The sequence below is a fragment of the Ruegeria sp. Ofav3-42 genome (assembly GCF_022347725.1).
GTDB lineage: Bacteria > Pseudomonadota > Alphaproteobacteria > Rhodobacterales > Rhodobacteraceae > Ruegeria.
This window is the reverse complement of record NZ_JAKRGB010000016.1, coordinates 116070-129224: the sequence shown is the minus strand read 5'-3', so window position 1 is coordinate 129224 and position 13155 is coordinate 116070. Positions and strand designations below refer to the sequence as shown.

The following is a 13155-nucleotide window of genomic DNA, read 5'->3' as shown; positions in this document are numbered from 1 at the left end:
CCCTGCAGGGTGGAAGCGTCTCAAAGAAGCGGAGCAGCTTGGTGCGTTTGATGGCTTTGTTGAAAATCACTCGGCCGTTCTCTGAAATGCCGTGAACTTGAAAAACATCCTTGGCCAGATCCAGGCCTGCGGTCTTTACTGTCATTGGGTGGCTCCTTTCCTAGCAGTCGATGACAACTGCACTTTGGCACATTTGATGCCGGTGGAGCAGGAGCCACCCACCTCATCCGGTAAGGGCTCTTACCCCTAGCGCAAGCGCACCGAAGTGAACGTCAGTGATGAGCCCAACCTGTGAATTCGGTTTTCTCGCTGCGAGCACACGCGGCGCGAAAATCTCTGCAAATGCTCGGAGATCGATGCCGTTGCGCGGAACGAAAACCGGCCATTGATGCTCTGTGCAGCTTAAGCGTTGCATCGGACCCCCTAACTCACTACTGATCGGCCATTTGGTTCCATGGCACACTGCCAAGAAAGAAAGTAGCTATGAGGCAATTTCCACAGTCATTCGAAGTCTACGGCTTCACCATCGAAGTACATGCGGGCGGACGCCTCATCTATCTGTCTTTGGTACTTGGACCGACCGCCCAACAACGAGCAAATTAACTTTTCTCTCGCATCTTGAATACTTCTTAGACGCGAGAGAATCGGATCAAGTGCAATTCGTAGAAATTAGGCAGCTTGTGCCTCCTCTTTTCAACGCAAGTCAGGCGATCGTAAAGTTGAATTCATCTGCTTGCAGCCGTGTAAATTCAATAGCCTCCACACTGAACTCTGTTTCTCCTTCGGCCGCGATGAGGACCTCGTCAAAGGTTTCGCCACCAGCAAGCTCATAAATCAGTTCCCCATCCACAATCGTCGCGATTGTGGCATCAACCAATTCACCGTCGTCGAAGAACTGCAGTTTCACTTGGTCGCCGCGGCGGACTGAAGCAAATTCAAACTCTACGTCGATTGCATTTCCGAAGCCGCCTCCGTCATCAAGCGCGAAACTCAATATTTCATTGTCGTCGACCCGGCGAGCTTCTGGACGCCAGAAGCGATCACCGAACAGTGAATAGACACCTAGCCCAACGCCAGCAGTGGTGATGAAATCAAAGCCCCATTTCTCTCCGTCATCAGACGATATGGTAAGGCCCCCACCTTTCACAGTGATCTCATCCTGAATATAGCCCAAACGTTGCGAAGATTGTTTCTCACCATCTACCGAGTAAATCAGTTTGTCGCGCCAGCGGCCTTCGACGATCTCATAACGTGTTTCGACGGTTTCCATCGCTGGGGCCATCACGTCATCATCCAGAATGTCGACGGTGGTTGAACCGTTGATAATCGCCGCATCACCCGAAATCAGATCGAAGCTGAATGTGACATCCTCGTTGGATTCAACATCCATATCACCCAGAACTCCAATTTCGACAATGCCCGCCGACTGACCTGCTGCCAAGGTCAGTTGCCCCGGCATCGCACCCGTCAGATCCTCGGCATCGGCGCTGCCACCAAAGTTATAGGCAATCTCGACCTCTTCGCTTAGATTGCCGGTGCGGTAGATTGTGAACACCAGGCTTTGAACGCCATCCTGCCCTTCGACAATTTCGGTTTCCGAGGCGAGAACACCAAGCGCTGAAGTTATCTCGGGCGCGTCTGTAACTTCGGCCATAGAGCTGGGTGCAGCGACCGTTTGAGCCGAGGCTATAGCGGTCTCTACGTCACCTGTTGCGATTGCGTCAAAGATCGCGGCTTCGCGTAGTATCGGATCGTCGATACCGGCCACCGCCTCTTCGATTATGGCGCGCAGTTCATCCGGGATTGCGTCCATGGACAACTCCCCAACCGGGAAGCCGAGATCGGTAAAGTCATCTGTACCTTCCCCGGGCGCGTAGGTGAACAGAGATGTAGCATCGCTGATCCGCCACGCATCGGCATAGACACCATACAGATCATCAAAGCTGATCGGCTGAGGCAGCACGGTGCCGTCAGGCAGCGCCAGATCGTTCGAGCTGTCGCCATCACCATTACCTAGCAGTCCGCGAACCTCTCGACCTTCTGCAAGGAAAACAGAAGCATTCAGGAAGCCTTCGAACAAATCGACGCGCAATTGCTCACCAGTGGCATGGACAACAGTGATTGCCTCGCCATCAAAGTAGACTTCGCCATCTCCGACCGAAAGGCCACCGACCGCATCCCCGGGGTCGACCGATACTCCGTCGATTGTCAGCAATGCGGGCGAACCAGCTTCGATCATCACAGAAACACCGCCAAGCCGCGTTGCAACAGCCTCGGTCTGGCTTGCGATGTCGCTACCTGGAACTGCCTGATAGCGAACCTGAACAAGCAGATCAGCGCCGGATGTCGCCTCGATCAGGGTAAATTCGCCAACGGCCTGGAAGTCGTATCCGAGACCATCAAGCGTCACGATATGCGGATCGCCGTAAGACCACGCGCCTGCACCAGCCGGGATTTCACCTGGGACGCCGTCGTCATTGCGAATGCTGCCGGTAGCTTCGCGCACACCGATATCAAGACCTGTCGGCCAGCTTGCATCGGTTTGGATCGCCGCAATCACATTGTCATGTAGCTCGGCAATATCGTCGGCAACGATTTCGACATCAAAGGTGACGCTGTTGGCCCCTGCAGGGATCGTCACCGTGCCCGATTGCGGCAGACCGCCAACAAGATCATCCGCTTCAGCACCCAGCAACCCTTCTGCGGCGCGGATGGTGTAAGGCACGATGATCTCATCCGAGGTATCGCCAGTACGCGAGACGGTGAAGGTCAGAATGCCGCTGTCTTCTTGTGCATTCTCACCCGTGATGTTGACCGTCGCGGGCTCATCATCATTCAGTATGCGAACGAATGTCTGGCTTCCGGCAAGCTCGGCAGGAACCGCCCCGTCGGAACCGGGATTCGAGAGGGTCAGAGACAGAGCCTCATCCCCTTCGATCGTCGTGTCCCCGGCAACCTGAATCGTGAAGGTCGCCTCGCGCTGACCTGGGAGGAAGGTAACAGTTTGCGGTACCTCAAGCGGTGTCACCAGATCCGACCCATCGGCCGGTGTCACGCCGCTGCCTGCCAGTGTTACGTCCACCGTTGCAGTCGAGAATATGTCACCGCTGCGGCGAAGGGTTATTGTCCCTTCGCTTATTCCAGCGTCACCTTCCGTGATCGCCAGTCCAAAACTGCCCGCACTGTCAACAGAAATCACTGCTGGTTGCGGCCCGCCAACTGGACCTCCTTCAGAATTGACGGGACCGGAATACCCGTTGCTCAAGGTCATCGTGGCGTCGGCTGCACCGTCTCCGTCAATATCAATGCGCAGTTCGTCGCCAACAATCGTCGCATCGGCACCGATCAAATTGAAGTCGTCGTCGTAGACAGCAATGCGATCTTCGAAGGCAAAATCGGTGATTGTGTCACCGTCAAGCTCAGCAATGCGCCCGCCGATCAGGTCGGAACCAGCGCCGCCGGTGACGGTATCAATACCAAAGCCCGCGAATATTTCATCATCGCCTCCACGCCCATCGATACTGTCAGCTCCGTCGAGCCCGATCAGAACATTCGCTTCGTCGTTGCCGTCGAGCGTATCGTCCTGATCTGTCGAGATCACTTGCTCAATGCTGGTGAAGGTCTCGTCATTGCCGAAACCATCCGTTGCGGTACCGGCGGCAAGATCAACGGTCACACCTGCCAACCCCCCGCGATTATCGTCGAAGGTAAAGCTCAGCCGATCCTGACTGGTGCCGCCGATGTAGCTGTCGACGCCATCGAGGCCCTGATAAATGGTGATTTCCTGATCACCACCAATGAAGGTGTCGTCGCCGCTCGTACCTCGAACAGCTTCGATATTCACAAACGTGTCGGTCCCGGCAAAATCGCCTGTCGCGGTTCCGGTCGAGAAATCAACCGTGATAGACGTTTCGTCGCCAGTGTCGTAGATCAGCCAGTCGCGATCGCCACCGCGACCATCGATAAAGTCGTCTCCGAGTGATGTAAAAAACTCCTGCCGCTCGTCTGCATCATCGCCCAGCAGAGTGTCGTCACCATTGCCGCCACCGATGTTGCGGATATTGCTGAACGTATCAACATCGCCGCTGGTGAAGGTTGTTGTCCCAAGCGCAGTGTCGATTGTCAGAGACACTCCGACACCGAAATATTCGATACTGAAAAAGCCCTCTGTTCCCCCAATGATCGTGTCTGACCCAAGGCCTGGGTTTGCGCTGCCGCCTACACCAAAGAAAGTGATCTGGTCATTGCCGTCGCCGCCTTCGGCAAAATCATCATCACCGCGGGCGAGAATTATGTCGTTGCCATTATCACCGCTGAGAGAGTTGTTTGCGCCGCCAAAACTGTCAATCGTATCGTCGCCATCGAAGCCGCTTAGTCTGTTGCGGTTTCCGTCCCCGACAATCGTGTCGTCAAACCGCGATCCGCGAATCCGTTCGATATTGGAGTATGTATCGGTGTCGCCATAGGTATCCGTTCCAAATCCGGCTGCTAAGCTTACGTCGATTCCAATCTCAAGCGAGCCCAGTTCAGCGGCGTCGCGGCGATAATCGACTTCGTCATTATCACCCGCGCCACCATCAAAATCATCATCGCCACCAAAGCCGCGGAACCTTTGGCGTCCATCTGCGCCGATGAACGTGTCGTCGTTGTTTGTTCCCCGGACACGTTCGATATCGGAGAAGGTGTCTGTTCCACCTTCATAGTCGATCACGGTGCCCTCTTGTTCACCTGTAAAGGTTGCGGTAATTCCGCCGGTCGTTCCGCTTTCTATGCTTGTGAAAATATATGACAGTTCGTCAAAGTCCTCCAGCGGACCGCTATCGCCCCCCGAGACAATATCGTTACCAGTGCCCGGCTGAAGGAAATCGTCACCTGCACCGCCGTCGATTGTGTCATCGCCATCGCCGCCGGAAAGATCATCGTTACCGTCGCCTCCGGAGATATCGTCATTTCCGGCATTGCCGTCGATATTGTCGTTGCCACCACGCCCCACAAGCGTGTCGTCGCCATCCATGCCTCTCAGGCGATTGTCCTCATCGTCACCAAAAATGGTATCGTCGAAACGGGTTCCGTTGACTTCTTCGACAGACGTCAGCGAGTCTGTGCCACCCCAGCCATCGGTAGCAGTTCCCGCAGCCAAATCGACACTAACGCCCTGAAAGATTGAGCCGCCGCCATCAAATCCGCCATCGGCATAATCGACCACATCACGATTAACCGTGCCCACGTAGGTATCACTGCCGCTGCCCGCAGCGAAATAGTGAGCCTCCGTAGCATTTGGATCTTGCGAAGCGATAACCGTATCATCTCCGGCCCGGTCGAACGTATAGCCGCCTCCCAGACCACCGACGTAAATTGTGTCACCCCATTCCGATCCGTGAAATGCTTCGACACCTAGCAGGGTATCTGTTCCGAATCCCCGCTTGTCGGTGGTAAATGCTGCGACACCGTTTTGTTCGGTGTCGGTGTTGTTGATCGTGACGCCCGACGTAAAGCCCCAGAAATCATAGAAAACTGCATCCAAGCCGTCTCCACCGTCTACGCTGTCATCGCCATAGCCAGTGGCAAAACTGTCATCACCTGTTCCACCGCTCAGTGTGTCATTTCCTGCGACGCCGAAATCGTCACCTTCGAGATAGTCGTTCCCGCCACCCCCGTCGATTGTATCGTCGCCGGCACCACCTTGCAGGAAATCGTCACCACCTCGTCCATCAATCGTGTCGTCGCCATCATTGCCTGAGAGACTGTTGTCCCCATCGTCACCCAGGATTATGTCTCCAAACCGAGTCCCGTTGACGTCTTCGATCGAGGTCAAAGTGTCCGAATTTCCCCAACCATCGGTGGCCGTACCAGCCTCCAAATCAACATCAATACCCTGCGTGATCGAACCACCGCCATCGAAGCCATTGTCGTTATAGTCAACGCGGTCTCGATTAACTGTACCGACATAAGTGTCGTTGCCGCTGCCTGCCGCGAAAATATGGGATCCGGTGGCGTTTGGGTCTTGCGAAGCGATAACGGTATCGTCGCCTGCGCGGTCAAAGGTGTAGGTCCCGCCCATACCACCGACATAAATTGTATCGCCGTTGTTGCTGCCATGGAAGTTTTCGACATCGACCAAGGCGTCAACACCACTTGGTCCCTTGTTGACCGTGAAAGCGAGCACGCTGCCAATCGTGGTGTCAGTGTTGTTTATGAAAACGCCGTTGGAAAAAGGCTCGAAATCATAAAATACTGTATCGCTGTCGGCCCCACCGTCCAACACGTCATTGCCTGAACTCGCGATTAGCCAGTCGTTGCCAGCAAAACCGAAATACTCATCATCTGCTGCAGTTCCACTAAGCAGAAATCCCTCTTGATCGTCTCCCGGCGTCCCGTTGATGACAGGCATAAATTTCCCCCCAAACTATGACTGGTCTTGTTTTTCTCGTTGAACTTCACACGAGAAAAACAAACTTCTAAAAAAACCCTCATCAACTGTGAAACACTGCAGAGTTGCGAGTCATCACCCAAATGGGTTATGAAGTTCACATATTTTTTGTTTTGTTAGTTATCGCTATGAGTGGCAAAATTGAACTCGAACAAGTTCTGAATACAATTCGAAGGGCAGCGCTGGAGCCCGAGCTTTGGACCAAAGTACAATCCGAAACAGCCGCCTATTTGGGTGCTCCGGTCTCGCAAATTGCTGTCGCAGAACATACGGGTGACAGGAGTTTCATAAGTCACACGCTAAATCTTCCGGAATTGGACCAGGCGCTTCCCGAATGGGCACCTCAGTCCGAAATCGTTGCCCATGCCGCCTCTAACCGAAACTGGCGTTATATTGTGGATTATGACTATATCGACGAAGCGGGCATAGCGCGGAGCCCCTTTTATGCATTCAATGATGAATACGACATCCGATACAGGTTGGCTTTGCGCTTGCTGGATACACCTGACAGGTCTGAAGTAATGCTTTGGGCTTGGCCCCAAAGATTTGGCCACCCACAATCCGAGCATCTTGAACGTTTAAGTCACATTCAGGAAGCGTTGCGAACGTCAGCCTATGTCTGCGACGCACGATATCATTCTGGCTGTGAAAATACGGAAATCGAGCAAATTCTTGAAGGTTTCCTGTGTCCGGCGATGGTTGTTGATGGGCAGGGGCAGTTGATCAGTACGAATTCCATTGCTAAGCGTCAACTTGGAACAAATTGGGGATTGACGCTGGAAAATAATATTCTGGTGCCCATCATGCTGGAGTCCCGCACACCCTTCAAATGCCTGATCGCAGATTGTAGCAAGCAAGCGGCGCATGGTAGGCCGCGTCAAATGGCTTCCAGTTTGATGCTTGAAATGCCGCAGCTATCAGACAAATTGATAGTTCGCGCGCTGCCGCTTGCAACGCGCCAGCACTTTCTTCACTCCGTCCGCCATCAAGTGCTACTGTTAGTAACTTCGACCTCGCCTTTAGAGTTCTCCATTGAAAGTGTCGCGCAAGTTTATGGCTTGACCCTTGCGGAGACAGAAGTCTTGTCACTATTTCTATCAGCGTCCTCTATACCCGAAATTTCCTCATTGCGCAGTGTGTCAAACGAAACGGTTCGACGACAGATGAAAGCAATCATGTCCAAGGTGGGCGTGTCTCGGCAGGCGGAACTGGTACTCGCGATTACGTCAATCTCAAGAAGATTTCCAATAGCGCCATGACACATAAATTGACAGAGGGCTTCACTGTTCAAAAATACTATGGTTTTTTCGCTTGATGAAGCGCAAAGGTTTTTTGGTCAGTTTGAATTGATTGTTATTGTATAGCGAAGATCACGTCTTGGATGGTAGCCCAGTGACTTGAATGATCCTATTTTGCTGTGTTCGCTCTTTGATTGTCGATCCCGATTGTGGCGAAAGACCAATTTGAGCTTCGCGCCGCGGACTTGGTTTGAATAGCCGGTCTGGCGGCATCGACCGTAGCGCAGCAATGAGCATGCCGAACCTGCGAATAATTGCTGCGTCAGCAACAGCCGCTCAAGCATACGGCGGCTTAGTCCCGCATCCCAGACATCTGGCAGCTTCCAAACCAGTGTCCGCTCTTTGTTCTATGCACAGCAACACCGGCGAGAGCACCCCAAGTGCACCAAACCTCGCACGTTTCTGAATCGCATGTTACTTAGAGCGATCTCTTGCTGAGCGGTCAGCTCACCCGAGAAGACGAGCGCAAGTGTTAACCCAAATTTCCAGCCGTTCTTCGCCATGCCGCTTCTACATGGAAACATCCAAGGCCCAGCAACAGGAAACCATACCGAATCTGTCGCGGTCGCTCGTTTAGTCGAACCCTTCAAAGCAAGCCGATATCTATGAGCCACTTTGTAAGGACCATAACCAACAAGGCGGATGTTGCCCCCTGTGAAATTGGCCGCAGAATGACACGCCAAGTGGGCTCTGAGGCCCGTTTAATCGATTGCGCCAGCACCTCACGAACCATAACAGAAAGCTCTGCGTCCGAGGGCGTATTGGACTTCGCCATCGCCGTTACTTCCATAAACCCCTGTAAACACAAAATAGTGTACTTCCGAGGTGTCAGCGGCGTCAATTTGGCAAGGTAAACGGTTGTCTCCTGGCAGACCCCAGCGGGTTTTGATAGCTGAACAGCCAAGTACTTTTCAGGTCAGGCAGCTGGCCGCCTCACACAGAGACACCCAGTCTCATAACCTCGCTGCATGAAGCACGAATAACCGGTTCTCCCACCGAAATGCATTGTGATAGATCGTGCTGGCACAGCATATTGAGTGCTGTTTGCGCTTGCAGCACGAAATCAAAATGACCAGGAAGGGCTCTTGGCAGTCATTCTCCGCAGTCGCACATCCAGTTAGTATGAATTCCCGTCAACGTCGGATTGGCGTTGAGGCGGGATGTGGCGGATTGGAGAATTACCATGACCATCCCAAATTTACCCGCCATTCGCGCCTGCCGCCCTGCCTGGAACAAAGGACGTATCGTCGGTCAGAAGAAGCCATTATTACCCAAACACGTCTGGGCGATCCGTGTTCGACTGGAGATCGCAGACAACTATCGCGATCTTGCTCTCTTCAATTTGGCAATCGACAGCAAACTGCGTGGGTGTGATCTGGTCAAGTCAATGGTGGCTGATGTCTATGCAGCCGGTCAGGTCAAAGAGCGCACATCGATTATCCAGAGCAAAACTCAAAAACCGGTCCGATTTGAGATCACAGAAGGAACTCGAAAGTCACTCTCTAGATCGATGAAACAGCCATTGATGGTCGGCTCCGAGTATCTTTGGCCGGGGCGTTTCCACGAGCGTCTTCACATCTCGACACGTCAGTACGCGCGATTGGTTCGCGAATGGGTGAAGTCGATTGGCTTGGAGCCGAGTGCTTATGGCACGCATTCGATGCGCCGAACCAAGGTTTCGCAGATCTACAAGAAGACTGGTAATCTTCGGGCGGTTCAACTTTTGCTTGGTCACACAAAATGGATAGTACAGTTCGATATCTCGGCGTTGAACTGGAAGATGCCTTGGCAATCTCGGAATCCGTCGAGATTTAGGAAGTTGGGCCGTCTTCGAGGGCGGCCCTGAGCAGACCGTAGACATGGCCTTTGAATGCTGCGATCGCAGCCCGCATTGCTTCCATTCGCTGCGAGCGCGAAATCAGGGACTCGTCGAACTGACGGGTTGCTAACAAAGCAGCCGAAAGAGGAGTGAGACCAGAAGACCGTAGCGCGTGTTCAATGTAGTCGCGACAAATTGCCGGCGTCAGCCAAATGCTCTTGTCATATCTCTTTCAGATCACAACTATCCACCAGACAAGTTATTTGATGCGTCGGAGCTGAATTCAATGCAGGACGAGACCAAACAAGAAATCAATGTAATGCGACGGGCGTTGATCGGAACAGCAGGCGCCGCCTTGTTCAGCCCGATGGTGTCGACCGCTGCGCGCGCTCAAAGCGCATCCGCCACCAGCTATGTAGTCCCGACCTCGCAAGAAGATCTTTGTTTTTCGTCTCCCCGCGCTTTGGCGGCCCTCATCCGACAGAAAAAGCTGTCATCTGTCGAGGTCGTTTCCGCCTTCTATGACCGCATCGATGCGATAAACCCGAAGATCAACGCCATTTGCACGCTCATCCCTCGGGAAGACGCGCTGGAACTGGCCAAGCAGGCGGATGAGGCGGTCAGCCGAGGCGATGAACTGGGCGCATTGCACGGATTGCCGCTGGCGGTCAAGGACACCGCTGACGTGGAAGGAATGGTGACAACCTATGGCTCGCCGTTGCTGGTGGACAACGTGGCCGCCAAGGATTCCATCTATGTCGACAGGTTGCGCAAGGCAGGCACCCTTTTCATCGGCAAGACCAATGTTCCGGAGTTTGCCGCTGGCTCGCACACCTATAACGACGTCTATGGCATCACCCGCAACCCCTACAATCTGGACAAAAGCGCCGGTGGCAGCAGCGGCGGCGCGGGCGCGGCCCTTGCGGCGGGCTTATTGCCGATGGCGGACGGCAGCGACATGGGCGGGTCGCTGCGCAATCCCGGAGCGTTCAACAATGTGATCGGATACAGGCCCTCAATCGGTCGCGTTCCCGGCATCCGCTCGGCGGGTTGGCAAAGTGTGCTTGCCACAGAAGGACCTATGGGCCGCACGGCGCGCGATACGGCCGACCTGCTGGCGGTGATGGCCGGGCCTGACCCTCGTGACCCGCTTTCTATCAATGAACCCGGCGCTGTTTTCATTGGCGATCTGAGCAGGGGTTTTGCGGGTGCTAAGGTGGCCTGGATCGGTGATCAGCTGGAAGGTGTGGAGTTCGAAAAAGAGGTTTTGGACGTCTGCCGCGACTCCCTGAAGCATGTGCGCGAGATGGGTTGCACCATCGAAGAGGCCGCGCTGGACGCAAGCGAAGCGCTGGACGCCTTCCACGTCGACCGCGGCTTTGTCTTTGCAGAACTGGCCAAGCAGATTCCGCGATCCGAGTGGTCAAAGGTCAAAGAGGGCGTGGTTTGGAATTTCGAATACGGGCTGGGCCTAACCATCGAAGATTTCCTGCGCGGATCGGACATCCGCACCCGCATCTACCAGAACGTCATTGCCTTGCTCAGCCAATACGACTTTATCATTCTGCCGACCACTCAGGTTTTGCCATTTGATGTCGAGATGGACTGGGTTCGCGAGATCAACGACAAGCCAATGGCGACAACGCATCATTGGATGGCAAGCTGCATCGTCATGACCTTGACCGGGCTGCCCTCGGTTTCCGTTCCGGGCGGGTTTTCAAAGGACGGCCTTCCGGTCGGCTTGCAGGTTGTGGGCGGGTTCAAGAAAGACTTCGACCTGCTTCAGTTCACTCATGCCTTTGAGCAGGTCAGCGGCTATGGAAGACAGCGGCCCACATTTGCCTGATAGTCCAAATGCGGCGGGAAACTCGGGTACGCAAAGGTCGGTTGTGAGGTGCACGTCATAGCCGACCAGGTTTGTAAAGTACCTGTCATGTTGGGCCCACTGCCGCTACTCTCTGCAGTTTCCATGCAAATCCGGCTGCGGGCCCTGGAACACGTCGCTTTTGATCGGAAACACCGAACACGATCTTTCACCTTTGACTTGAACGCGCTTGGTGTTGCCTGTTCGAAACTGACAATACGCTACGCGCTAATAGTGTTCGTTCCGCCAAACCGATCCTTTCGCTACTGGTTTGCACTCTCTGGTCCAGCATAGTCGTCCGGCGCACCCAGCGGGATATGCGGATACTGCGCGACGGTTGCATGGAACTCGGCCAACATCTTCACGAAGGGATACTGAATCCAGCTATTGTACGGCTCTGCGACCTGTCTGGTCTCACGCGGGTCTTTCACCAGGTTCACGACTTTTGGAACGGTGGAAAACTGCTCAATCGGATCATACTTCGTCTCTTGCCAGGCAAAGTGCCACTTCCAGTCTCTCCATTTCAGGGCGCGCAGGTCTTCGCCAACATAGATCACAAACCCTTCGCGCCCTGACTCTGCACGCTCTCCGGTGAAGAATTCCGTCATCTCCAGGCCGTCGATCATACGGTCATCGGGGATGTCAGCCCCACCGATGGCCGCCAGAGTGGTGAAGATATCGACAATATGAACAATCTCGTTGCTCACCCGACCTGCCGGGATTTTCTCAGGCCAGCGCGCGATGAACGGGGCCCGTAATCCCCCTTCCATCGCCGTGAAGTATGTTCCGGCCCATGGGCCCGTCCAGCCGGTATACTCTCCATCGCCGTTGTCGGGGTGTTCCGCCCCGTTGTCGGCGGTGAAAATCACGATGGTGTTGTCGCGAACGCCCAAGCCATCAATCGCGTCCAGCATTTTGCCGAGATAGGCATCCGTCTGCATCAGCATGTCCGCATATTCGCCATGACCACTCACCCCGCTGAAATCAGGATGCGGCTGGGTCGGATAATGGGTCGCTGTCAACGGAACAAAGGCGAAAAATGGCGTACCGCTTTCAACGCTGCGCGACATGAAGTCTATCGTCTTGTCTGTCAGCTCCCCGTCGATCGTACGTCTCTCATCCAGATCATAGGGTTTCAGGCGAACGGGCAGCTCTCCTCGCGACGCTTCCATGATCCAGGGTTTGTCGGAATCTGCCAATTCAACATCCGCCAGAACCGAATGCTTGCTCAGGAGGTCGGGTGCAAGCCAGATCGCCTCGTCTGTCGAGTTCGGAATCCCATACCACTCATCAAATCCCTGATCGGTCGGAAAGCGGCCCTCGGTGCGCCCAAGATGCCATTTGCCAAAGGCACCGGTTGCATAGCCCGAGGCTGACAGAGTTTCTGCAAGGGTGATTTCCCACGGCACCAACCCGTAGAGAGGCGTGCCGATGGGAACGCTGTGCGCGCCGCTTCGGATGGCGTGCCGTCCTGTCATCAGGGCCGCGCGGCTGGGGGTGCATTGCGGTTCCGTGTTGAAGTTGAGAAGGCGCATTCCATCCGCGGCAAGGTCGTCAATTCTTGGGGACGGCGCCCCCCGCAGCTCACCGCCGCCATAGACGCCCCAATCTGCCCAACCGGTATTGTCGGTCAGGACCAACAGAATGTTGGGCTGTTCCTGCGCGTGGCTCTGTTGAACCAGACCAAAAAACAAAAGCAGTGAAGCAATGAAACGCATCTTGGAATATTCCTCTTGTTCCTGAA

General features: G+C 54.5%; 4 protein-coding genes and 1 pseudogene. 3 read left to right on the top strand and 2 right to left on the bottom strand.

The window, feature by feature from the left end; all coding sequences use genetic code 11:
* Positions 1-703: 703 nt before the first annotated feature.
* A complete protein-coding gene (locus MHN28_RS20045) occupies positions 704-6391 on the bottom strand; it encodes an S-layer family protein (RefSeq protein ID WP_239344348.1) in 5688 nt (1895 codons plus the stop codon).
* Positions 6392-6513: 122 nt separating this feature from the next.
* Here MHN28_RS20045 and MHN28_RS20040 point away from each other — a divergent pair, with 122 nt between their 5' ends.
* From MHN28_RS20040 to MHN28_RS20030, 3 genes and pseudogenes are all read left to right on the top strand, one after another.
* The gene (locus tag MHN28_RS20040; protein WP_239344347.1) at positions 6514-7689 is read left to right on the top strand and encodes a hypothetical protein; all 1176 of its coding nucleotides are present in this window, start codon (positions 6514-6516) and stop codon (positions 7687-7689) included.
* A 1222-nt stretch (positions 7690-8911) separates the two neighbouring features.
* Positions 8912-9543, top strand: a pseudogene (locus tag MHN28_RS20035) (tyrosine-type recombinase/integrase).
* Positions 9544-9833: 290 nt separating this feature from the next.
* Complete coding sequence (locus MHN28_RS20030) at positions 9834-11393, top strand: amidase (RefSeq protein WP_239344346.1); 1560 nt, start codon at positions 9834-9836, stop codon at positions 11391-11393.
* A 281-nt stretch (positions 11394-11674) separates the two neighbouring features.
* Here the strand turns inward: MHN28_RS20030 and MHN28_RS20025 are convergent, their stop codons facing one another.
* Positions 11675-13129, bottom strand: a complete 1455-nt coding sequence (locus MHN28_RS20025; RefSeq protein WP_239344345.1) for an arylsulfatase — start codon at positions 13127-13129, stop codon at positions 11675-11677.
* Positions 13130-13155: the final 26 nt, after the last annotated feature.

Coding starts and splice junctions, on each gene's coding strand:
- MHN28_RS20045 (WP_239344348.1), bottom strand. CDS start 6,391: ATGCCTGTCATCAACGGGACGCCGGGAGACGATCAAGAGGGATTTCTG.
- MHN28_RS20040 (WP_239344347.1), top strand. CDS start 6,514: ATGGGTTATGAAGTTCACATATTTTTTGTTTTGTTAGTTATCGCTATG.
- MHN28_RS20030 (WP_239344346.1), top strand. CDS start 9,834: ATGCAGGACGAGACCAAACAAGAAATCAATGTAATGCGACGGGCGTTG.
- MHN28_RS20025 (WP_239344345.1), bottom strand. CDS start 13,129: ATGCGTTTCATTGCTTCACTGCTTTTGTTTTTTGGTCTGGTTCAACAG.